General features: G+C 69.4%; 20 protein-coding genes and 4 tRNA genes. 9 read left to right on the plus strand and 15 right to left on the minus strand.

Annotation, left to right across the window (positions count from 1 at the left end):
* Positions 1–710 precede the first annotated feature (710 nt).
* The 3 genes from FS769_RS11430 to thrS are packed head-to-tail and all read right to left on the minus strand — an operon-like array spanning position 711 to position 3,970.
* Positions 711–1,307, minus strand: a complete 597-nt coding sequence (locus FS769_RS11430) for a hypothetical protein (RefSeq protein ID WP_144833518.1) — start codon at positions 1,305–1,307, stop codon at positions 711–713.
* 57 nt (positions 1,308–1,364) lie between these two features.
* On the minus strand, positions 1,365–1,934 hold the full coding sequence (locus tag FS769_RS11435; RefSeq protein WP_144833785.1) for an HIT domain-containing protein: 570 nt from the start codon (positions 1,932–1,934) through the stop codon (positions 1,365–1,367).
* 50 nt (positions 1,935–1,984) lie between these two features.
* Entirely contained in the window at positions 1,985–3,970 is a 1,986-nt protein-coding gene (gene thrS, locus FS769_RS11440) for a threonine--tRNA ligase (RefSeq protein ID WP_144833520.1), read from the minus strand.
* A gap of 82 nt (positions 3,971–4,052) precedes the next feature.
* Between thrS and FS769_RS11445 the strand changes: the two genes are divergently transcribed.
* Positions 4,053–5,204, plus strand: a complete 1,152-nt coding sequence (locus tag FS769_RS11445) for an SLC13 family permease (RefSeq protein WP_144833522.1) — start codon at positions 4,053–4,055, stop codon at positions 5,202–5,204.
* Between the two features lie 3 nt (positions 5,205–5,207).
* On the opposite strand, the gene FS769_RS11450 is transcribed toward FS769_RS11445, so the two are convergent.
* From FS769_RS11450 to FS769_RS11460, 3 genes are all read right to left on the minus strand, one after another.
* Positions 5,208–5,600, minus strand: a complete 393-nt coding sequence (locus FS769_RS11450) for a TIGR03618 family F420-dependent PPOX class oxidoreductase (RefSeq protein WP_144833524.1) — start codon at positions 5,598–5,600, stop codon at positions 5,208–5,210.
* Between the two features lie 38 nt (positions 5,601–5,638).
* On the minus strand, positions 5,639–6,022 hold the full coding sequence (locus FS769_RS11455; protein ID WP_144833526.1) for an ATP-dependent DNA ligase: 384 nt from the start codon (positions 6,020–6,022) through the stop codon (positions 5,639–5,641).
* Positions 6,023–6,180: 158 nt separating this feature from the next.
* Entirely contained in the window at positions 6,181–6,594 is a 414-nt protein-coding gene (locus FS769_RS11460; protein ID WP_144833528.1) for a PPOX class F420-dependent oxidoreductase, read from the minus strand.
* Between the two features lie 139 nt (positions 6,595–6,733).
* On the opposite strand from FS769_RS11460, the gene FS769_RS11465 reads away from it, so the two are divergent.
* Positions 6,734–6,916: a hypothetical protein gene (locus FS769_RS11465; protein WP_144833530.1), complete on the plus strand. Its 183-nt coding sequence runs from the start codon at positions 6,734–6,736 to the stop codon at positions 6,914–6,916.
* A 594-nt stretch (positions 6,917–7,510) separates the two neighbouring features.
* On the opposite strand, the gene FS769_RS11470 is transcribed toward FS769_RS11465, so the two are convergent.
* The 3 genes from FS769_RS11470 to FS769_RS11480 form a co-directional block, all read right to left on the minus strand.
* Positions 7,511–7,585, minus strand: a tRNA-Val gene (locus tag FS769_RS11470).
* 27 nt (positions 7,586–7,612) lie between these two features.
* A tRNA-Cys gene (locus FS769_RS11475) sits at positions 7,613–7,683 on the minus strand.
* Between the two features lie 66 nt (positions 7,684–7,749).
* Positions 7,750–7,822: transfer RNA gene (locus FS769_RS11480), tRNA-Gly, on the minus strand.
* 163 nt (positions 7,823–7,985) lie between these two features.
* Between FS769_RS11480 and FS769_RS11485 the strand changes: the two genes are divergently transcribed.
* Positions 7,986–8,058 (plus strand) — tRNA-Val (locus tag FS769_RS11485).
* A 55-nt stretch (positions 8,059–8,113) separates the two neighbouring features.
* Here the strand turns inward: FS769_RS11485 and FS769_RS11490 are convergent.
* The 4 genes from FS769_RS11490 to zapE all read right to left on the minus strand — a co-directional run bounded on the left by FS769_RS11490 (position 8,114) and on the right by zapE (position 12,231).
* Positions 8,114–9,082 (minus strand): hypothetical protein, encoded by a 969-nt coding sequence (locus FS769_RS11490; protein ID WP_144833532.1) that lies wholly within the window; start codon positions 9,080–9,082, stop codon positions 8,114–8,116.
* 59 nt (positions 9,083–9,141) lie between these two features.
* Positions 9,142–9,678 (minus strand): type II toxin-antitoxin system PemK/MazF family toxin, encoded by a 537-nt coding sequence (locus FS769_RS11495; RefSeq protein WP_144833534.1) that lies wholly within the window; start codon positions 9,676–9,678, stop codon positions 9,142–9,144.
* Positions 9,679–9,752: 74 nt separating this feature from the next.
* Positions 9,753–11,027 carry an ammonium transporter gene (locus FS769_RS11500; RefSeq protein WP_144833536.1) on the minus strand — a complete coding sequence of 425 codons (1,275 nt, stop codon included), beginning with the start codon at positions 11,025–11,027 and terminating at the stop codon, positions 9,753–9,755.
* Positions 11,028–11,193: 166 nt separating this feature from the next.
* Positions 11,194–12,231 carry a cell division protein ZapE gene (gene zapE / locus FS769_RS11505; RefSeq protein WP_144833537.1) on the minus strand — a complete coding sequence of 346 codons (1,038 nt, stop codon included), beginning with the start codon at positions 12,229–12,231 and terminating at the stop codon, positions 11,194–11,196.
* A 119-nt stretch (positions 12,232–12,350) separates the two neighbouring features.
* On the opposite strand from zapE, the gene FS769_RS11510 reads away from it, so the two are divergent.
* The gene (locus FS769_RS11510; protein ID WP_144833540.1) at positions 12,351–13,253 is read left to right on the plus strand and encodes a sulfurtransferase; all 903 of its coding nucleotides are present in this window, start codon (positions 12,351–12,353) and stop codon (positions 13,251–13,253) included.
* Between the two features lie 34 nt (positions 13,254–13,287).
* Positions 13,288–13,728 (plus strand): SufE family protein, encoded by a 441-nt coding sequence (locus FS769_RS11515; RefSeq protein ID WP_186325526.1) that lies wholly within the window; start codon positions 13,288–13,290, stop codon positions 13,726–13,728.
* Positions 13,729–13,752: 24 nt separating this feature from the next.
* Here FS769_RS11515 and FS769_RS11520 read toward each other — a convergent pair whose 3' ends face one another.
* Positions 13,753–14,958 (minus strand): S9 family peptidase, encoded by a 1,206-nt coding sequence (locus FS769_RS11520; RefSeq protein WP_144833543.1) that lies wholly within the window; start codon positions 14,956–14,958, stop codon positions 13,753–13,755.
* Positions 14,959–14,983: 25 nt separating this feature from the next.
* On the opposite strand from FS769_RS11520, the gene FS769_RS11525 reads away from it, so the two are divergent.
* From FS769_RS11525 to FS769_RS11540, 4 genes are all read left to right on the plus strand, one after another.
* The gene (locus FS769_RS11525; RefSeq protein ID WP_144833545.1) at positions 14,984–15,574 is read left to right on the plus strand and encodes a DUF3000 domain-containing protein; all 591 of its coding nucleotides are present in this window, start codon (positions 14,984–14,986) and stop codon (positions 15,572–15,574) included.
* Entirely contained in the window at positions 15,567–16,763 is a 1,197-nt protein-coding gene (locus FS769_RS11530) for a ribonuclease D (protein WP_144833546.1), read from the plus strand. The genes FS769_RS11525 and FS769_RS11530 overlap by 8 nt, the downstream gene beginning before the upstream one ends.
* A gap of 71 nt (positions 16,764–16,834) precedes the next feature.
* Positions 16,835–18,043, plus strand: a complete 1,209-nt coding sequence (locus tag FS769_RS11535; RefSeq protein WP_144785045.1) for a thiolase family protein — start codon at positions 16,835–16,837, stop codon at positions 18,041–18,043.
* Positions 18,040–20,178: a 3-hydroxyacyl-CoA dehydrogenase NAD-binding domain-containing protein gene (locus FS769_RS11540; protein ID WP_144833548.1), complete on the plus strand. Its 2,139-nt coding sequence runs from the start codon at positions 18,040–18,042 to the stop codon at positions 20,176–20,178. Before FS769_RS11535 ends, FS769_RS11540 begins: the two co-directional genes overlap by 4 nt.
* Before the next feature lie 226 nt (positions 20,179–20,404).
* Here the strand turns inward: FS769_RS11540 and dxs are convergent, their stop codons facing one another.
* The gene (dxs, locus tag FS769_RS11545; RefSeq protein WP_144833550.1) at positions 20,405–22,354 is read right to left on the minus strand and encodes a 1-deoxy-D-xylulose-5-phosphate synthase; all 1,950 of its coding nucleotides are present in this window, start codon (positions 22,352–22,354) and stop codon (positions 20,405–20,407) included.
* Positions 22,355–22,441: the final 87 nt, after the last annotated feature.

Here is a 22,441-nt window from a genome sequence, read left to right on the forward strand (position 1 = left end):
CCACCTCGCGAACGCCAGGTCCCTGAGCCTGTCGAAGGGACCGGTCGCTTGCGTAGGTCTCGTGGGTCCGGTGGCTTGGACAGGCTCAGCCACCTCGCGAACGCCAGGTCCCTGAGCCTGTCGAAGGGACCGGTCGCTTGCGTAGGTCTCGTGGGTCCGGTGGCTTCGACAGGCTCAGCCACCTCGCGAAAGGCATGTGCCTGAGCCTGTCGAAGGGCCCGGTCGCTTGCGTAGGTTTCGTGGGTCCGGTGGCTTGGACAGGCTCAGCCGCCGCGCGAACGCCAGGTCCCTGAGTCTGTCGAAGGGACCGGTCGCTTGCGTAGGTCTCGTGGGTCCGGTGGCTTCGACAGGCTCAGCCACCTCGCGAAAGGCATGTGCCTGAGCCTGTCGAAGGGCCCGGTCGCTTGCGTAGGTTTCGTGGGTCCGGTGGCTTCGACAGGCTCAGCCACCTCGCGAAAGGCAGGTCCCTGAGTCTGTCGAAGGGACCGGGAGCTTGCGCAGGTCTCGTGGGTCCGGTGGCTTCGACAGGCTCAGCCACCTCGCGAAAGGCAGGTCCCTGAGCCTGTCGAAGGGACCGGGAGCTTGCGCAGGTCTCGTGGGTCCGGTGGCTTCGACAGGTTCAGCCACCTCGCGAAAGGCAGGTCCCTGAGCCTGTCGAAGGGACCGGGAGCTCGCGCAAGCTCAGCCACCTCGCGTCGCGCAGGGGGTCGTCAACCGCCGTACACGTCCTGATACGCCGCGACCCACATGTCGCCGTCGTCGGGGCACATGAACGTCGTGCCGAACACCATGACGCTCGCGATCGGCGCCTCCGCCTGCAGGCGCGCGTCGCCCTGCGCGTCGGCGGGCACCAGTTGGGCGAACAGGGGCGAGGTCGCCACGTGCGCCTGCAGGGTCGACGCGTCGACCTCGTGCCGGCTGAGGATCGCCGTCTCGCAGGCGTCGCCGGCGAGGGCGAGCGACAGGCTCTCGTCGGCCGCGGTCCACGACAGGCCCTGCTGCTCGACGTAGGCGCGCTGCTGGGCGATGAACTCCTGCTGCGCCGGCGTCACCGCCACCAGCGGGGACCCGTCCATCGGCAGCTGCTGCTCGCGGAAATACTCCTCGCGCTCCGCGAAGACGTCTTCGACGCCGTCGGGGGCGACGGTGCCGCTGTATTCCGGAACCGGCGTGCCCGAGTCCTCGGTCGCCGGAGACGCCTCCGCATCGGGTGGGAGCGGACTCGGCAGCGGGATGCACGCGGTCGTCACCCCGAGCACCGCGACGAGGGCGAGACCGAGGGCGAGGGGGCGGAGGCGAGCGTGCATGGCCCCACGGTAGCCAGACCGACGCCACCGCGAACCGGGCTTGTGGACAACCCTGTTCTAGGCGTTCCAGGCTTCGGAGACCGTGCGGCGCACATCGCCGAGCAACTGCGGCAGGGCCTTGGTCTTCGCGATGATGGGGAAGAAATTGGCATCCGACGCCCACCGGGGAACGATGTGCTGGTGCAGGTGCGCGTCGACGCCAGCCCCCGCGATCGCTCCCTGGTTCATGCCGAGGTTGAAGCCGTCGCAGTTCGACACTGCGCGCAGCACCCGCATACCGCGCTGCGTGAGGGCGCCGATCTCGGCGACCTCTTCATCGGTGGCCTGGTCGTAGGTCGCGATGTGACGGTACGGGCACACGAGCAGGTGGCCCGAGTTGTACGGGAACAGGTTGAGCAGCACGTACGCCGTCTTCCCGCGCGCCACGATCAGCCCGTCTTCATCGCTCTTGCCGGGAGCGGCGCAGAACGGACAGGTCTTCTCCATCGGCTCGCGCCCCGCCGAGATGTACGCCATGCGGTGCGGCGTCCACAGGCGCTGGAACTCGTCGGGCACGCCCGGAAGGGTCGCGGCGTCGACGAGCTCCGCATCGGTCGTGGGCGATCCGGAGCCGTCGACGGCCGGCATCGAGCCGGAGTCCGACGACGAGCCCGCCGCGACGGCATCCGGATCGCTCATCACGCCAGGTCCTCGGCGGTGTTGACCAGGGTGCGCTGGGCGATCGCGCCGGTGATGCGCGCGACGGCCTCGTCGACCGGGATGCCGTTGAGCTGCGTGCCGTCGCGGAAGCGGAACGAGACCGTGCCGTTGGAGCGGTCCTGCTCGCCGGCGATCAGCATGAGCGGCACCTTCTGCGTGGTGTGCGTGCGGATCTTCTTCTGCATGCGGTCGTCGCTGTGGTCGGCCTCGGCGCGGACGCCCTTGGTCTTGAGATCGGCGACGATGCCCTGCAGGTAGTCGCCGTACTCGGCGGCGACGGGCACGGCCACGACCTGCACCGGGGCGAGCCACACCGGGAACGCCCCGGCGTAGTGCTCGAGCAGGATCGCGAAGAAGCGCTCGACCGAGCCGAACAGGGCGCGGTGGATCATCACCGGGCGGTGCTTCTCGCCGTCGGGGCCGGTGTACTCGAGCTCGAAGCGCTCGGGCTGGTTGAAGTCGAGCTGGATGGTCGACATCTGCCAGGTGCGCCCGATCGCGTCGCGCGCCTGCACCGAGATCTTCGGGCCGTAGAACGCCGCCCCACCCGGGTCGGGCACGAGCTCGAGGCCCGAGGCCTCGGCGACCTCGCGCAGCGTCTCGGTCGCCTCGGCCCAGAGGGTGTCGTCGCCGATGAACTTCGGGTTGCCCTCCTCCTTGGTCGACAGCTCAAGGTAGAAGTCGTTCAGGCCGTAGTCGCGCAGCGTCTGCAGCACGAAGTCGAGGCTGTGCGTCAGCTCGCCCTTGACCTGGTCGGCCGTGACGTAGATGTGGGTGTCGTCCTGGGTCATGCCGCGCACGCGCGTGAGGCCCGAGAGGGTTCCGCTCTTCTCGTAGCGGTAGACCGATCCGAACTCGCTCAGGCGCAGCGGCAGCTCGCGGTAGCTGCGTCCGCGCGAGCGGAAGATCAGGTTGTGGAACGGGCAATTCATGGGCTTGAGGTAGTACTCCTGGCCCTCGCGCGAGACGTGGCCATCGGCATCCGTCACCTCGTCGAGCACCATCGGGGGGTACATCCCGTCGGCGTACCACTGCAGGTGGCCGCTCGTCATGAACAGGTCGCCCTTGGTGATGTGCGGGGTGTTGACGACCTCGTAGCCGCTGGCGAGCAGGCGCTCGCGCATGTAGCGCTCGATCTCGTAGCGCACGATGCCGCCCTTGGGGTGGAACACCGCGAGCCCCGGGCCGATCTCGTCGGGGAACGAGAACAGGTCGAGTTCCTTGCCGAGCTTGCGGTGGTCGCGCTTCGCCGCCTCTTCGAGCCGGTGCTGGTAGGCGCGCAGCTCGTCTTTCGTGGGCCACGCGGTGCCGTAGATGCGCTGCAGCTGGGGGTTCTTCTCGCTACCGCGCCAGTAGGCGCCGGCGATGCGGGTGAGGTCCCATCCGTTGCCGATGAGGCGCGTGCCGGGCACGTGGGGTCCGCGGCAGAGGTCTTTCCACGCGGTCTCGCCGTCGCGGGTGACGTTGTCGTAGATCGTCAGCTCGCCGGCCCCGACCTCGACGCTGGCACCCTCGGCGGCTTCGGCCGACCCGCCCTTGAGTCCGATGAGCTCGAGCTTGAACGGCTCGTCGGCGAGCTCGGCGCGGGCCTCGTCGTCGGTGACGACGCGACGCACGAAGCGCTGGTTCTCGCGGACGATGCGCTCCATCTCCTTCTTGATGACCTTGAGGTCTTCGGGAGTGAAGGGCTCGTCGACTTGGAAGTCGTAGTAGAAGCCGTCGGTGACGGGCGGGCCGATACCGAGGTTGGCCTGGGGCTTGACACGCTGCACGGCCTGCGCGAGCACATGCGCGGTCGAGTGGCGCAGGATCGAGAGGCCGTCGGCGCTGTCGATCGTGACCGGCTCCACCTGGTCGTCGGCCGTCACGGTCGTGGCCAGGTCTTTCAACTCCCCGTTCACGCGCAGAGCGACGACCGAACGGTCGGGGAAGAGGGCGAAGCCATCGGCGGGGAAATCAGTCACAGAACATCTCCTGAAGGGGTCGTTTCCAGGCTACCGGGCGGGCGTGGTCTCGACGGCACCGGACGTGCCTCATAGTGGAGCGGTGACTCTGGCCATCATCGGCGGCGTGCTGTGGATCCTCGGGATCATCGCGCTGCTCACCGGCGCCCTCCCCGCCGACGACGCGATCGCCGTCGCCGACCGCGTGTGGCCGATCCTGCTCTTCGTCGTCGCGGTGACGATCGTGGCCGAACTGGCGTCGAAGGCGGGACTGTTCGACGTGGTGGCCGCGCGTCTGGCGAAGCTCGCCCGCGGCCGCACGGCGCTGCTGTGGGTGCTGGTGGTGGCCCTCGCGACGGTGGCGACCGCGTTCCTCTCGCTCGACACCACGGCGGTGCTGCTGACGCCGGTCGTCGTGTCGATGGCGGTCGCCCGCAAGCTCGATCCCCTGCCGTTCGCCTTCGTCACCGTGGTGCTCGCCAACACCGCTTCTCTCGTGCTGCCGGTGTCGAACCTCACCAACCTGTTGGCGTCCGAGGCGCTCGGCGGCGGCCACGATCCTGTCGCGTTCCTCGCCCTGCTGGGTCCGTCGGCTCTCATCGCGATCGCGGTGTCGGTCGTCGTGCTCACGGTGGTGTTCCTGCGGCGTCTGCCGAAGACGTATCCGGATGCCGACTCCCCCCGCGTATCCGACACGCTCCTCTTGCGCGTCTCCGGCGTCGTCACCCTGGCTCTCCTCCCCCTGCTGGTGGTGGGGCTCGAACCGTGGATCCCCGCGGTGGGGGCCGCGGTCGTGCTCATCGCGGCCTTCGCCTGGCGCGCGCCGCGGGCTCTCGGCATCCGCCTCGTGCCCTGGTCTCTGCTGGTGTTCGCCGGTGGCCTGTTCCTGGCGGTCGGCGCGCTCGAGGCGCTCGGCATCGGCCAGGTCACCACGGTGCTGGCCGGCACCGGTGACGACCTCGTCTCGCTCTGGCAGCTCGCCGGGGTGGGGGCGCTCGTGGCGAACGGCATCAACAACCTGCCGGCCTACCTCGCGCTCGAGTCGGTCGCGGGTTCCCCTGTGCGCCTCGCGGCCCTGCTGATCGGCGTGAACGCGGGACCGATCGTGACCCCGTGGGCGTCGCTGGCGACGCTGTTGTGGCACGACCGGCTCGTCGCAGCGGGCGTCGAGGTGCGCTGGAGCCGCTTCGTGCTGCTCGGCGCCGTGATCGCCCCGCTCATCCTGCTGCTGGGCGTGCTGCCGCTGGTGCGGTGAGCGTCAGCCTTCGTAGGCGCGGGCCCAGGCCTTCGTCGGCTCGATGAACCACACCGCGAGCCCTTCCCGCATGCCGTACGGCTCTCCGGTGTAGAGCCGCGAGATGCGGTCGACGTACGCGAGGGCGTCGTCACCGTCGATGCGCTCCACCGCCGTGCCGCGGACGAACGCCATCGAGTACGGGTTGTCGGCGGCCACCACCGAGATCGCGACGCGCGGGTCACGGCGCAGGTTGCGGTCCTTCAGCGTGTCGACCTCGGTGAAGAGGACGAGCCGCTCCCCCTCGACGGCGACCCACAGCGGGATGGAGTGCGGCGATCCGTCCTTCATCAGCGTCGCGAGGTGGGCGACGACGTCGGTCTCGAAGTACGGCGCGACGGTGGTCCAGTTGGTCATTCCTTCTGCAACGTGCCGACCGCCGTCGGTCATTCCGCTCAGGCGCGAGCCGGCTCCGGCATCTGTTCGTTCGGAACCTCGCGGAACACCATCTCCTCGCGCCGGACGCTCTCGCGGGGCGCGGATTCGTCGGGCTCGGGCACGACGTACAGACCCCGACCGGAGTTGGCGTTGTAGGTCAGTGCGTGTAGCCACGCCGGGCTCAGCTGGGGAGAACGGCTGCCGTGGTACTTGAAGACGAGCGACACGTTGGGGTGGATGTACACGGTCGTGCGCCCGCCACCCGTGCTGATGTCGTCTTTCCACGAGAACGGAAAGCTCTCTCCGCGCCGCACCTTCGCCATGATCACGGCCTGCAGGTGAGCGAGAAGCCGGTCTTCGAAATCGACCTTGATGTTGCCGTCGTAGATGAACTTGCCCATGCTGGCCCCCAGACTGGTCTGCCCGGTCCGCGCGCGTCTCCGGCGAGAACTCGAACGCGACGGCCGGCTGACGACCCGTGGGCTCAGCCTCTCGCGCGACCACGAAGGCGGTCCAGCCCCTTGCGAGCGCCGCGCCCTCGGGATATCGGCGCGATCGCTCAGGCGGTGCGACTGACGCGCAGGATGACGCGGTCGCCGGGCTTGCGCTGCACCTTGCGCACGATCGCCTCGAAGCCGATGATCGCGCGGTACTGCCAGCCGTACTTGCGCTTCAGGGCGGAGTCGGCGCGGCGGTCGTCTTGCGCCGGTCCCGCGATGCGCGCGTGCGCCTCGACCGTGATGGCATCCGGCTCGACCTTGCCCATGCGGCTGCACGGACGCAGCACCACGCGCGAGTCGTTGCGCAGGCGCTTGACCTTGCCGGTCGTGCGCTCGCTGGTGACGACGAGCTCGTCGCCGTCGCGAGCGATCCACACGGGAACAGCGACGAGTTCGCCGTTGCGGCGGTACGTGCCGAAGGTGACGAAGTCGGATGCCGCGATCTCGCGCCAGAGGGTGTCGGGGACGGTCATGGTGTCACGCTAGCGATCCCGTCGTGTCGTCGGCGGGGCTTGCACGACGACGGTGGGAGTGTCCGGGCCGCTGGCCGATGCGCGCAGACTCTGTGGGAACGCTTCCATGACAAGGTTGTCTCTGCCTACGGTGGCGATCGTGGGGAACTATGACGTGCCGATGGTGGGGGGAGTGGTGGTGTCGTTTCAGACGCTCCGGTTCGGCCTGTCGAACGAGACGATGATGCTCCTGACCTCGGTGCACACCCCCGAGGGGCGGTCGGTGAGTCCGATCGAGCACGAACGGGTCGCGCAGTATCTGGAGAGCATCGGGGTGCTCTGAGCCGACGGCACGGACCCCGCGAACCTCAAGGCCAGCGCAAGGAACCCACAACGTCGGCTCAATTCACACGAATAGGTGTCCCCCATTCGGTGGACATGCTTTAGCGTCGTGTTGTTCCCGCCGCCAGGCACTCCGCAGCCCCCCTTACTGGCGGCGGGAACGGCCTCTTCCCGCTCCGTGTCAGTGGCCGTCGATGTGGACGCCCACGCCCGCGAGACTGCATCCCGCTGACGAGCCGGCTGCAGCCTGACGCAGGTTCGTCAGCGAGATGCAGTCTCGGCGTGGCGACGCCCCGCTTGCGCTTTCTGGTGCCGCGACCCATCGCGACGTGGTCGTGCCCGTCGGTGGTTGCTCGCAGGGCTCGCTTGCCCGCGAGACTGCATCTCGCTGACACTTCAGCTGCAGCCTGACGCGCGGTTGTCAGCGAGATGCAGTCTCGGCGTCGCCGAGGCGTCTGTGGTGGTACGGGCTGCGTCACGTGGCGGGCCGCATCCCGGGGGACCCTGTGGGGGTACGGGCTACTTCAGGCGGCGGGCCGCACGCCACGCTGCTGCGCACGCACGAAAAAACCCCCGGCGAACCGGGGGTTTTCGGTGGTGCGCGATACTGGGATCGAACCAGTGACCTCTTCCGTGTCAGGGAAGCGCGCTACCGCTGCGCCAATCGCGCCTATACAGGCTGTTCTGTTGTGAGTTGAGGTGGCGACGGGATTCGAACCCGTGTAAACGGCTTTGCAGGCCGGTGCCTAGCCGCTCGGCCACGCCACCGTGATGTGGTTCGACCCACGTGTCGTGATTCTCCGTCGGTTTCCCAGACGGAGATCCCTCCACTCGAGCGGATGACGAGACTCGAACTCGCGACCCCAACCTTGGCAAGGTTGTGCGCTACCAACTGCGCTACATCCGCATTTCGTTCCCGGGGCTTGCCCCGAGCACTCGTAAGACATTACCCGATCTGGGCGGCTGCGCAAAACGAGACGCGCCCCGCGCGTGTCATCTGCGGCGGCGGGCATCGTGGTCGAAAGCACCTCTCGGCATCCGGTACGATCGATGAGTCCCGTTCGGGATGCGGGCGATTGGCGCAGTTGGTAGCGCGCTTCCTTCACACGGAAGAGGTCATCAGTTCGAGTCTGGTATCGCCCACCGAAAAGGCCCCCGGTTCTCCGGGGGCCTTCGTCGTTTCCGTGGGGCGCGAGGCTCACTCGACCCTCGTCCACGCGGCATCCGGATGCTCTCGTCTCCAGTCCTGGCGCGGCCCGCTCTCGGTCGCTGCGTCGGTCAGCCAGATGGTGGAATCGGGCGCCCAGCCGGCGATGACGCTCGCGTAGTCGTCGTCGACCTCGATCGTTCCCGTCGCGCCGATGAGGTAGCCGAGGGTGGTCAGGTGCACGGCGTCCCACTCGCGGGCGATACGCCGCCAGTCGGGCTGAAGCCAGCGCCCGTCTCGTCCCGTCGTGCGATACCAGTCGTGCCGGTGCGAGGCCGTCACCTCGAGCGGATACCGCCGGCACAGGTCGGCCCAGTCGGCAGGTCCGTGGATCTCGAGCGTCCGCCCTTCACCGGCGACCGGGATGACCGTCGCGACCTCGTCACCGAAGGCGTCTTCGACGAGGTCGAGCGCGGCGGCGATACTCCCCCGGGTCGACAGCATCCAGACGGGCACCGACCACCACTCGCCCGAGAAACGCGCTGTCGGATCGGTCGGCCACTCCCGTCGTGCGCGCTCCTCAGCCGCGCGCAGGCCGGCGTCCCAGGTCTCGAGGGTGTCGGCCGCATCGAGGGCCACAGGGCCAGCGCCGTCGCGAAGATGCCACTGCACCGCCCACTGCTGGTCGGACCGCTCGAGACGCCACGACGGTCCGGCGTGGGCGAGCAGCTCGCGCGCGAGTGGCCGGAGGGCCTCGATGATGCGCGGTTCGGCGGCGAGCCGGTCGAGCGTGTCGGGCTCCTGCCAGTACCGCGCGACGTCGACCGTGACGCGCATGGCGGAGGCGAGGGCGTCGTCGTCGACCGGGGTTCCGGATGCCGAGGTGAGCGCCTGCGCGATGTCGCCCACGCTGGGGTCGGGGATCGGCGCGTGCTCCCCGTCGCCGATGGCGATGACCGTCGAGCGCTCATCGACGTGATGGAAGGCGTAGAAGCCGACGAGTTCGCTGACGTCGCGCACGCGACACGCATAGTCGAGGCAGAGCCGCCTCCCCCGAGGTCCCTCGATCAGCGGTTCGTTCACCCGCGGGTCCATCCGTAGCGTGCCCTCAGCGCTGCCGCGACGATGTCGAACCGCTTACGGTCGAGAGCGGCCGCCTCGCGCCGCATTCCCGAATCGTGCACGAGGTACACCTGCTCGATGTCGACCCACGACGGCCGCCGCTGCGGGTCCCACTCCCCCGTGCCGAGCGAGAGGTACTGCCGGTCGCCGTCGTGCGGCTTGCTCGTCAGTCGCACGGCGTACGAGCGGGTGGCATCCGCCCGCCCGATGACCAGCACGGGGCGGTCCTTGCCGCGACCGTCGCGCTCCTCGTACGGCACCCACGTCCAGACGATCTCGCCGCCGTCGGGCGCGTTGTCGCGCTCGGGGGCGTAGGTGAGGGTGAGACGCCGCGGCGGGTCGATCTCGACCGTCTGGGCCCCCTCTGGGGCCGTCGCCGGGGCGCTCGGGCGTCGTGACGGCGCCGACGGTCGCTCGGGAGCGGCCGTACGCGTCGGCTTCGACGACGAGAACAACCCCAGAACGGCCGACAGCAGACGAGACGTGGTTGACATACCGCCCACCCTAGACACGCGGAACGGGGCGCCACCGACGAATCGGCGACGCCCCGTTCAGGGGGTGATGCGGGTCAGGCGCGAGCGTCCGAGAGTACGTAGCCCTCTTCGCCGTGCACGACGGTGTCGATTCCGGCGATCTCGTCTTCGTTCTTCACGCGGAAGCCGATCGTCTTCTCGATTGCGAAACCGATGACGAACGCGAGCACGAAGGAGTAGACCAGAACGGCGATGGCCGCGATCGCCTGGACGATCAGCTGGTTGAACGAGCCGCTGTAGATCAGGCCGCTGGTGTTGGCGAAGATGCCCAGGTACAGCGTTCCGAGCAGACCACCGACGAGGTGGATGCCGACCACGTCGAGCGAGTCGTCGAAGCCGAGCTTGAACTTCAGCTCGATGGCCAGGGCGCAGACGGCACCGGCGAGCAGGCCGAGCACGATCGCCCAGAAGGGAGTCAGCGCGGCGCAGGCCGGGGTGATCGCGACGAGACCGGCGACGGCACCCGAGGCGGCACCGACCGAGGTGGGCTTGCCGTCCTTGATCTTCTCGACGATCAGCCACGCGAGCAGAGCGGCGGCGGGGGCGGCGATCGTGTTCACGAACGCGAGGGCCGCGGTGCCGTCGGCGGCGAGCTCCGAACCGGCATTGAAGCCGAACCAGCCGAACCACAGCAGGCCCGCGCCGAGGAGCACGAACGGCGGGTTGTGGGGAACGTGAGCGCCCTTCTGGAACCCGACGCGCTTGCCGAGCACCAGGGCGAGGGCGAGGGCGGCCGCACCGGCGTTGATGTGCACCGCGGTACCACCGGCGAAGTCGATCGCGCCGACGCCGAAGACGTCCTGCATGCCGTGCGTGATCCAGCCGCCGTAGGCGAAGGAGGCGTCGTCGGCGAGGCCGAAGTTGAAGACCCAGCTGGCGACCGGGAAGTAGACGACCGTGGCCCAGATACCGGCGAAGATCATCCACGCACCGAACTTGGCGCGGTCGGCGATGGCGCCCGAGACGAGCGCGACGGTGATGATGGCGAACGTGGCCTGGAAGGCGACGAAGGCGAGCGGCGGGTAGGCCGCACCCTCGGGCGTCTCGAGCACGCCGGCGAGGCTGAAGTTGGTCGGGTCGATCGCCCACGGGAACTGGGTCGTGCCCTCAGCGGTGGTCGGGAACGCGATCGAGTAGCCGTAGAGCACCCAGAGGACGCCCATGAGGCCCATCGCGCCGAAGCTCATCATCATCATGCTGATGACGCTCTTGGCCTTGACGAGGCCGCCGTAGAAGAACGCGAGTCCTGGCGTCATGAGCAGCACGAGTGCCGCTGCTATCAGGATGAATGCGGTGTTGCCTTGATCCATCTCGGAGGAAACCTCTCTGCGGGGACGCAGGTGTAGCGTCGGGTCCCCACAGTTTCGTCAGCCCCGGTTTCCGCGGGCGTTCGAGTCGTGTTTCGGGGGCGTTACAGCCCGGCCGCTCCGGTAAACATCGCGTTTCGCGTGGCCGCGAGCCGCTGATGAACGCCCTTTACGAATGCGTGAGCGCGACCAGACGCGACACCGCGCGCAGGTACTTCTTGCGGTATCCGCCGCCCAGCATCTCTTCGCTGAAGACGCTGCTGAGGGGTTCTCCGGTCGCGCGGATCGGAATCTGCGCGTCGTAGGCGCGGTCGACGAACGCGACCAGACGCAGGGCCGCCGACTGGTCGTGCAGCACCTTCACGTCGCGCAGGCCGATGACGTCCACTCCGTCGATGAGCCGGATGAAGCGCGACGGGTGCACGCGCGCGAGGTGGGTCACCAGATCGGTGAAGGAGTCGTCGGATGCCACTCCCCCCGCAGCCGCGGCGTCGAGCGCCTCGCGGTACGCCTCGTCGGAGAGCGTCTGGGCCTCTCCGTCGACGGCGCGCTGGCGGAAGTCGGTGCCGTCGATGCGGATGGTGCGGAAGCTGTCGGACATCGACTGGATCTCGCGCAGGAAGTCCTGCGCGGCGAACCGGCCCTCGCCCAAGGCGTTGGGCGGGGTGTTCGAGGTCGCCGCGAGGCGGGTTCCGGATGCCACGAGCTCGCCCAGCAGGCGCGTCATGACCATCGTGTCGCCCGGGTCGTCGAGCTCGAACTCGTCGATGCACAGCAGGTCGGAACCGCGGAACAGTTCGACCGCCTTGGCGTAGCCGAGCACGCCCACGAGCGCGGTGTACTCGATGAAGGAGCCGAAGTACTTCCGGCGGGCCGGCATCGCGTGGTAGATCGCGGCGAGCAGGTGGGTCTTTCCGACACCGAAGCCGCCGTCGAGGTAGACCCCCGGCTTCACGGGCGGTGTCTTCTCGGCGCGGCGGAAGAAGCCGCCCTTCCTCGCCGGAGCCGACTGCGCGCCGGCGAAGGTCTGCAGCAGTTCCTTCGCCTCCTGCTGCGACGGGTACGCGGCATCCGCCCGATACGACTCGAAGGTCGCGCCGTCGAACTGCGGGGGCGGAACCAGCGCGTTCACCATCTCGGCTCCCGACACCGCGGGCTCTCGATCGGTGAGGTGGATGAGGCCGGTCGTCGCGGGCGTAGAGGTCATGGCCGTCCTGTGTCGCAGTCTTACGAGGGGGTGCATGCCCCGACGCCGCGGATCTAGGGTCGAAGGTGCGGTGTCCACCCTATGCCGCCGCATCCGCCGCCTTGACCGAGGAGTTCTCCGTGACCGTCGAGTTCGACACCACGTCCCCCAAATTCGCCGACTACTCCGAGCCCGGCCGGCTCGTGACGGGCGACTGGCTGCAGGAGCGCCTCGGTCAGCCCGGCCTGGTCGTCGTCGAGTCCGACGAAGACGTGCTGCTGTACGAGACGGGTCACATCCCCGGCTCGGTCAAGGTCGACTGGCACACCGAGCTGAACGACCCCGTCGTGCGCGACTACGTCGACGGCGAGGGCTTCGCGAAGCTGCTCAGTCGCAAGGGCATCTCGCGCGACGACACCGTGGTGATCTACGGCGACAAGAACAACTGGTGGGCCGCCTACGCCCTGTGGGTGTTCTCGCTGTTCGGCCACGAAGACGTGCGCCTGCTCGACGGCGGCCGCGACCGTTGGATCGCCGAAGGTCGCCCGATCACGACCGACAAGACGGTCGTCGAGCCCACCGACTACCCCGTCGTCGAGCGCGACGACTCGGCGCTGCGCGCCTACAAGGACGACGTGCTCGCCCACCTCGGCAACCCGCTCATCGACGTGCGCTCGCCCGAGGAGTACTCCGGTGAGCGCACCACCGCCCCCGCCTACCCCGAAGAGGGCGCTCTGCGTGCGGGTCACATCCCGAGCGCGCAGAGCGTGCCGTGGGGCAAGGCCGTCGCCGAGGACGGCACGTTCAAGTCGCGTGCCGAGCTCGACGCCATCTACCGCGACGGCGCGGGGCTGGCCGACGGAGACAAGGTCGTGGCCTACTGCCGCATCGGCGAGCGGTCGAGCCACACGTGGTTCGTGCTGAAGCACCTGCTCGGCTTCGACGACGTGCGCAACTACGACGGGTCGTGGACCGAGTGGGGCAGCGCGGTGCGCGTGCCGATCGTCGCCGGGTCCGAGCCCGGCGAGGTCCCCTCCCGCTGATCCGGGATGCCGCGGGCGTGGGAGGATGACGGAGATGTCCGATACCGCCCTCCCCGCCCGCCTGGCCGAGATCCGCGACGACTTCCTCGAACTCGAGGAGCCCGACCGCCTCGAGCTGCTGTTGGAGTTCTCGCACGAGCTCCCCGAGGTGCCGGCCGAGTACGCCGACCACCCCGAGATGCGCGAGCGCGTCGTCGAGTGCCAGTCGCCGGTCTACATCATCGTGACCGTCGACGGCGACGAGCGGGTGGCGATGCACGCCACGGCTCCGGCCGAGGCGCCCACGACCCGCGGGTTCGCGAGCATTCTGTCGCAAGGGCTCACGGGACTGTCGGCCGACGAGGTGCTCGCGGTGCCCGACGACTTCCCGCAGAGCATCGGACTCACCCGCGCGGTGAGCCCCCTCCGCATCGCCGGGATGACCGGCATGCTCATGCGCGTCAAGCGCCAGGTGCGCGCCAAGCGCGAGGCCTGAGACCCGGCATCCGTCGTTCCGCGCTCAGTCGCGGGTGAGATCCTGCGCGCGCACCCAGTCGCGGATCGCCGTGGTCCAGCGCATCTCGTCGTAGTTCCACAGCTTCGTGTGCCGGGCGACGGTGAACGTCTCCATCGTCACGAGGTCGGGGCGAGCCGCCGCGAGGGCGTGCGAGGCGTCGGAGGGCACGAAGCCGTCGTCGTCGCTGTGCAGGATGAGCGTCGGATGCCGCAGCTCCGCGGCCCGTGCGACGCCGTCGAGGCGATCGAGCGGGATCGGTTCGCCGCTGCGCAGTACCGCGGCACCCCAGTTCGAGGCGATCGTCGACTGCGCCAGCGTGACCACGGGCAGCGGCAGGCGCATCATGCGGCCCTGGAAGCTGAGCACCGTGCGCCAGTCGACGACGGGCGACTCCAGCACGAGACCGGCGATCACATCGGCGTGCGGCGATTCCAGCGCCGCCTGGAGCGAGAGCGCGCCGCCCATCGACCAGCCCATGAGGATGACGCGCTTCGCGCCGTGGCGGCGGGCGTAGCCGATCGCCGCGTCGAGGTCGCGCCATTCGGTCGCCCCGAGCGCGTAGGTGCCCGACGCGCTGTGCGGGGCGTCGCCGTCGTTGCGGTACGACACCACGAGCGAGGTGATCCCGAGGTCGTGGAACACCGGCACCGCCCGCAGGGCCTCGGCGCGGGTGGTGCCGCGACCGTGCACCTGCACGACCCAGACGTCGGTGGCGGATGCCGCGGGGAACAGCCACGCGGGGCACGCGCCGACCGGGGTGTCGATGTCGACCTCTTCGACGGGGAGGTGCAGCTGCTCGGGCTTGTCGAAGTACCAGCCGCTGAACGCCGCCTCGGCCGCGAGGTCGCCGTCGGCGGGCACGTGGGTGAGGAGCTTGCGCGTGACGGTGGATTCGTCGCTGCCGACGATCGAGCCCAGGCGCAGGTAGTCGGCCGAGCCCACGGTGAACAGGCCGTAGCGGCCGGGCAGAGAGGTGTCGGGGGTGCGCGCGAGCGTGATCGTCTGGGCGGCGGCGTCGAGGCGCACGATGCGGGTGTCGGGGCGGCGTCCGGCGGGGCGCACAACCGTGCGCGCGACGCGGAGGGACACGGCGCCGAGAGCGGCGGCCGAGGCCGCCAGAGTGACGCTCAGAGCTGAGAGGGCGATGCCGAGGCCGGTGGTCGTGCGCCGCGATGCGCGGGAACCCGCGGCGCGCCTGGGAGCGTTCATCGTGGCCTCACTCTAGTCTGCTGCCGTGAGTGACCAGCGCCCGGCGGAGGCCGACAGCCCCTTCGCGCGAGCTGCAGCGGAGGTACGCGACACCTCGTTCCGCGACGATCTCGTGGTCCGAGAGATCCCCTCCCCGACGGGTCTGGCCCCGTTCTCGCTCGCCCTCGCCGGCGACGTTCGGCCCGAGGAGCACGCCACCGACTCGCCGTTCGGCACGGGCCGGTTCATCCTGCTGCACGACCCCGACGAGCCCGAGCCGTGGGGTGGGGCGTGGCGCATCGTCTGCTTCGCTCAGGCTCCTCTCGAGCCCGAGATCGGGATCGACCCGCTGCTGGCCGAGGTCGCCTGGTCGTGGCTGATCGACGCCCTCGACTCCCGCGGTGCCGACCGGCACTCCGAGTCGGGCACCGCCACCAAGACGCTCTCCACCGGCTTCGGGGCGCTGGCCGCCCAGGGTGAGGGATCGCAGATCGAACTTCGCGCGTCATGGTCGCCGCGCGGTCCCTTCCGCCCGCACCTCGAGGCGTGGGCGGAGCTCGTGTGCATGCTCGCCGGCCTCCCCCCGGGGTCGGAGGGCGTTGCCGTGTTCGGAGCCCGGAGGCCCACGCGTGGTTGAGTACAACGTCATCGAGGACGCCGAGCGCTTCCTCGCCGCCTGCGAGACCCTGGCGGGTGGCACCGGCCCGGTCGCCGTCGACGTCGAGCGCGCCTCGGGGTTCCGCTATTCGCAGCGCGCCTACCTCATTCAGGTCTTCCGCCGTGAGGCGGGGGTGTTCCTCTTCGACCCGTCGACGATCGAGGACTTCTCGCCCCTGCAGAACGCCATCGGCGACGTCGAGTGGGTGTTCCACGCGGCGAGCCAGGACCTTCCGTCGCTGCGCGAGCGGGGTCTCGAGCCGCCGCGCATCTTCGACACCGAGCTCGGCGCGCGCCTGCTCGGTCACGAGCGCGTGGGCCTCGGGGCGGTCGTCGAGCAGACGCTGGGAATCACGCTGGCCAAGGCCCACTCGGCCGCGGACTGGTCGACGCGCCCCCTGCCGGCATCGTGGCTCGAGTACGCCGCCCTCGACGTCGAGCACCTGATCGACGTGCGCGACGTGCTCGACGCCGAACTCATCGAGCAGGGCAAGACCGAGATCGCCCGCCAGGAGTTCCAGGCCGTGCTCGATCGCGAGCCCAAGCCGCCGCGCGACGACCCGTGGCGCCGCCTCAGCGGTCTGCACAGCGTGCGCGGTCGCCGGTCGCTCGCCGTCGCCCGTTCGCTCTGGCAGGCGCGCGAGGACTACGCCCGTGAGCAGGACGTCGCCCCCGGACGCCTCGTGCCCGACCGCGCTCTGGTCGCCGTCGTGATGGCCGACCCCGCCACCAAGCAGGCCCTCGCCGGCGTCAAGGAATTCAACGGCCGGGCGAGCCGCACGCAGCTGGACCGGTGGTGGAACGCCATCGTCGCCGGTCGCGAGGCCACCGATCTGCCGCCCGACCGCGTGCCCAGCGACACGCTCCCCCCGCCCCGCGCGTGGGTCGATCGCAACCCCGACGCCGATCAGCGGTTGAAGGCGGCGCGACCGGCGGTGGAGGCGCGGGCGGAAGAGCTCCGGATGCCGACTGAGAACCTGCTCACCCCCGAGACGCTGCGCCGCGTGGCGTGGGCGCCGCCCGCGGAGATGACGGTCGAGGCCGTCGGCGCGGCTCTCGCCGAGCTCGGTGCCCGCCCGTGGCAGATTGAGCAGACCGCACAGGTGATCGTCGATAGCTTTGTAGATTCCGTCAACGAGGTCGACGAGCCGTCCGGCACGGATTCGTAGGTTCGGACAACCGATTCCTCTCCCCTGATCGGTCTTCCTAGGCTGGGGTCATCCCAAACTATGGAGGCAGAGTGGCCGAGATGACGGACGTCTTCTTCGTCGACGGAATGCGCACCCCCTTCGGGCGCGCCGGCGAAAAAGGCATGTACTGGAACACCCGCGCCGACGACCTCGTGGTCAAGGCGATCATCGGGTTGATGGAGCGCAACGGCGACGTTCCCAAGGACCGGATCGACGACGTGGCGATCGCCGCGACCTCGCAGACCGGTGACCAGGGACTGACCCTCGGACGCACGGCGGCGATCCTCGCGGGTCTGCCGATGACCGTGCCGGGCCTGGCGATCGAGCGCATGTGCGCCGGCGCCATGACGAGCGTCACCACGATGGGCGCCTCGATCGGCGTCGGCATGTACGACCTCGCCCTCGCCGGCGGCGTCGAGCACATGGGCCGCCACCCCATCGGCGGCAACGTCGACCCGAACCCGCGCTTCGTGGCCGAGAAGCTCGTCGACCCGGGTGCGCTGAACATGGGCGTCACCGCCGAGCGCATCCACGACCGCTTCCCGCACCTCACGAAAGAGCGCGCCGATCGCTTCGGCGCCGCCAGCCAGCACAAGGTGCAGGCCGCCTACGAGGCGGGCAAGATCCAGCCCGACCTGGTCTCGGTCGCCGTCAAGGACGCCGAGGGCGCCTGGGGCCTCGCCACGGAGGACGAGGGTCGTCGACCCGAGACCACCGTCGAGGGCCTCGCGACGCTCAAGACGCCGTTCCGCCCGCACGGGCGGGTCACAGCAGGTACGTCGTCGCCGCTCACCGACGGCGCGACCATCAGCCTGCTTGCGGGCGCCGGCGCCGTGAAGGAGTTCGGCCTCGCGCCCAAGATGCGCATGGTCTCGTTCGCGTTCGCGGGCGTCGAGCCCGAGATCATGGGCATCGGACCGATCCCCTCGACCGAGAAGGCCCTCAAGAAGGCCGGGCTCACGATCGACGACATCGGCCTGTTCGAGCTCAACGAGGCCTTCGCCATCCAGGTGATCTCGCTGCTCGATCACTTCGGCATCGCCGACGACGACCCGCGCGTGAACCCGTGGGGCGGTGCCATCGCCCTGGGCCACCCGCTCGCGGCATCCGGAGTGCGTCTCATGATCCAGCTGGCCGCGCAGTTCGCCGAGCGTCCCGACGTGCGCTACGGCCTCACCGCCATGTGCGTGGGCCTGGGACAGGGCGGCTCGGTCATCTGGGAGAACCCGTTCTTCGACGGAAAGAAGAAGCGCAAGTGACCGACTACACCTCGATCGACTTCACGCCCCTCGACGCCCTCACCGGCGACGAGGTGGTGACCCACTCCCCCGTCCGCGACGTGCGGCTCCCCTCGGGCAACGTGCTGGCGCTGATCACGCTCGACAACGGTCGCGACCACACCCGGCCCAACACGCTGGGACCCGCGACCCTCGCCGAGCTCGGGCAGACGCTCGAGACGCTGAAGGAGCGTGCCGACAAGGGCGAGATCCACGCGGTCGCGATCACGGGCAAGCAGTACATCCTCGCGGCAGGCGCTGACCTGTCCGACGTGGCGAAGCTGCCCTCGAAAGACGTCGCCCGTCTCATCGCGCAGCGCGGTCACCAGGTGATCGGCTCGCTGTCGGAGCTCGGCGTGCCCTCGTTCGCGTTCGTGAACGGCCTCGCCCTCGGCGGCGGTCTCGAGATCGCATTGAACTCGACCTACCGCACGGTCGACTCGTCGGCCGCGGCGGTCGCGCTGCCCGAGGTGTTCCTCGGCATCATCCCCGGCTGGGGCGGCGCCTACCTGCTGCCGAACCTCATCGGCATCGAGAACGCGCTCGAGGTCGTCATCTCGAACCCGCTCAAGCAGAACCGCATGCTCAAGCCCCAGCAGGCGTTCGATCTCGGGATCATGGATGCCATCTTCCCGGCGGCCTCCTACCTCGAGGACTCGCTGCGGTGGGCCGACGGCGTGCTCACCGGGCGAGTCCGGGTGGAGCGCAAGAACGAGCCCGGCAAGCTCGAGCGCCTGACGAAGTGGCCCATCGCGATCAAGATGGCCCGCGGCATGCTCGAGTCGAAGATCGGCACCGTGCCCCGCTCCCCCTACGTCGCGCTCGACCTGCTCGACAAGGCGAGGAGCGGCACCAAGGCCGAGGGTTTCGCGCGCGAAGACGAGGCGCTGGCCGAGCTCATCACGGGCGACCAGTTCGCGGCATCCATGTACGCCTTCGATCTCGTCCAGAAGCGCGCCAAGCGTCCCGTCGGAGCCCCCGACAAGGCGCTCGCCAAGAAGGTCACCAAGGTCGGCGTCATCGGCGCCGGCCTCATGGCCTCGCAGTTCGCGCTGCTGTTCGTGCGCAAGCTGCGGGTGCCCGTGATCATCACCGACCTCGATCAGGGGCGGGTCGACAAGGGCGTGGCATCCATTCGAGACGAGATCGGCAAGCTCGAGGCCAAGGGCCGCCTGGACGGCGACACGGCCAACCAGCTGCGCGCCCTCGTGCACGGCACGACCGACCGGTCGGAGTTCGCCGACTGCGACTTCGTCATCGAGGCCGTCTTCGAAGAGGTGGGTGTCAAGCAGGAGGTCTTCTCGGCCATCGAGAAGATCGTCGCCGACGACGCGATCCTCGCCACGAACACCTCGTCGCTCTCGGTCGCCGAGATCGGCTCGGTGCTGCAGAACCCGGAGCGCCTGGTCGGCTTCCACTTCTTCAACCCGGTCGCGGTCATGCCGCTCATCGAGGTCGTGAAGACGGATGCCACATCCGACGCCGCTCTCTCGACCGCGTTCGTCGTGGCGAAGGGACTCGGGAAGAACGCCGTGCTCACGGCGGACGCGCCCGGGTTCGTCGTGAACCGCCTGCTCGCCAAGGTCATGGGAGAGGCCGCTCGCGCGGTCTACGAGGGAACACCGATCACGGTGGTGGAGAAGGCGTTCGCGCCCCTCGGTCTGCCGATGGGGCCGTTCCAGCTCATCGACCTGGTCGGCTGGAAGGTCGCCGCCCACGTGCAGGACACGATGGCGCACGCGTTCCCCGACCGGTTCTTCTCGTCGGAGAACTTCCACGAGCTCGCGGCCCTGCCCGAGGTCGTCGAGAAGGACAAAGGTGGTCGGGTGACCGGCTGGACCAAGGCCGCGCAGAAGGTGCTCGTGACCGGCAAGACGCCCGTCGCGCCCGAGACGATCCTCGCCCGCGTGCAGGACGGCCTCGCCCAGGAGATCAAGATCATGCTGGACGAGGGCGTTGTCCCCGAGGTGCAGGACATCGACCTGTGCCTCATCCTCGGCGCCGGCTGGCCCTTCATCGACGGTGGGGCCTCGCCCTACCTCGACCGCGAGGGGGCGTCGGAGCGCGCCTTCGGCGACACGTTCCACCACCCGCCCATCCGCGGCATCGGGGCCTGACCCCGGAGACGACAGCGGCGTCGTCCCCGATGGGGCGGCGCCGCTGTCGGTCGTGCGGGCGGTGCGCCGTCACCAGAACAGGCGGCGCGACGAGAACAGGGCGTTTGCGGCCGTTTCGTCCTGTTCTCTGTGCATCGCCCTGTTCTCGTGACGCCGTGATGTGGGGCCGAGACGTGAAACAGGCCGGGATGATGGCATCCCGGCCTGTTCCGCGTCGATCGAGCGCTTACGGGCGCGACTTCTCCCACTGCTCGATCGTGGGGATCGAGCCGGTCGGCGTCTGCCGCGCCATGGGGATGCGCGTGCCGAGCACCTGGGCGACCACGTCGTGCGCGATCTTCGCCGCCGTCAGGCCGGCGTCGTCGAGGATCTGCTCGCGCGTCGCGTGGTCGATGAATTCGTCGGGGATGCCGAGCTCGTCGACGGCCGTGTCGACGCCCGCCTCGCGCAGCACCTGCCGCACGCGGGTGCCGACGCCGCCGACGCGGATGCCGTCTTCGATCGTGATCACCAGTCGATGCTCGCGCGCCAGCTCGACGATCGAGGGCTGCACCGGGATCGCCCAGCGCGGGTCGATGACCGTCGCGCCGATGCCCTGCGCCTTGAGACGCTCCGCGACCTCGAGGGCGAGGTGCACCATCGGACCGATGCCGACCAGCAGCACGTCTTCGCTCGAGCCGCGGCTCAGCACATCGACGCCGTCGTGAAGTCGCTCGATCGCCTCGACGTCGTCGTTGACCTTGCCCTTGGGATAGCGCACCACGGTGGGCGCGTCTTCGACCGCGGTCGCCTCACGGAATACTTCTCGCAGGCGCGCGGCGTCGCGCGGGGCGGCGATGCGGATGCCGGGGACCAGCTGCAGCATCGCGAGGTCCCAGATGCCGTGATGGCTCGGGCCGTCGGGGCCGGTGACCCCGGCGCGATCGAGCACGAACGTGACGCCGGCCTTGTGCAGGGCGACGTCCATCATGACCTGGTCGAACGCCCGGTTCATGAACGTCGCGTAGATCGCGACGACGGGGTGCAGACCGCCGAAGGCGAGACCGGCGGCGGATGCCACGGCGTGCTGCTCCGCGATGCCGACGTCGTACACCCGTTCGGGGAATCTCTCGGCGAAGTGCTGAAGACCCGTGGGGCGGAGCATGGCCGCGGTCATCGCGATGATGTCCTGGCGCTCGGCGCCGACCTTCAAGAGCTCCTCGGCGAAGACGTCGGTCCACTGCAGACCGCCGCCCGAGCCCAGTGCCTCGCCCGTGATCGGGTCGATCTTGCCCACCGCGTGGAACTGGTCGGCCTCGTCGCTCATCGCCGGGGCGTAACCGCTGCCCTTGTCGGTGATGGCGTGCACGATGACCGGAGCACCGTACGACTTCGCCAGCTCGAGGGTCTCGATGAGCGACTCGAAGTCGTGGCCGTCGATGGGGCCGAGGTACTTGATGTCGAGGTTGCTGTACAGCGCCTCGTTGTTGGTGAAGCGCGACAAGAAGCCGTGTGTGCCACCGCGGACGCCGCGATAGACGGCACGTGCCGCGGGGCCCAGGCGACGGAAGAGCGTGTCGGAGCCGCGGTGCAGCGTGCGGTAGGCGTCGTTCGTGCGCACGCGGTTGAGGTACCGCGCCATGCCCCCGATGGTCGGGGCGTAAGAGCGACCGTTGTCGTTGACGACGATGACGAGGTTGCGATCGTTGTCGTCACTGATGTTGTTCAGCGCTTCCCAGGTCATGCCGCCCGTGAGGGCGCCGTCACCGACGACGGCGACGACATGACGATCGCGGCGACCGGTGCGGCTGAAGGCCCGCGAGACGCCGTCGGCCCAGCTGAGGGAGCTGGAGGCGTGCGACGACTCCACGACGTCGTGCTCGCTCTCGGAGCGCTGCGGGTAGCCGGCGAGGCCGCCGCGCGAGCGCAGCAGCGAGAAGTCCTGGCGACCGGTGAGCATCTTGTGCACGTACGACTGGTGTCCCGTGTCGAAGATGATCGGGTCGGAGGGCGAGTCGAAGACCTTGTGCAAGGCGATCGTCAGCTCGACGACGCCCAGGTTCGGACCGAGGTGCCCGCCGGTGCGGGCGACGTTCTCGACGAGGAAGGACCGGACCTCGGCGGCCAGCTGACGCAGCTGGTCGGGGTTCAGCGCGTCGAGGTCGCGCGGTCCATGGATACCGGGTAGGAGAGCCATACGACTCCTCTCGTGCGGTGCGCGCGGGGGCGCGCGTACGGGTCGATTCTAGTCTCCGGGGGTGCTGCGGGCCCGGCAACGGCTTGC

Origin of the sequence: Microbacterium sp. BH-3-3-3 (assembly GCF_007679045.1) — a bacterium.
Taxonomy (GTDB): domain Bacteria; phylum Actinomycetota; class Actinomycetes; order Actinomycetales; family Microbacteriaceae; genus Microbacterium; species Microbacterium algihabitans.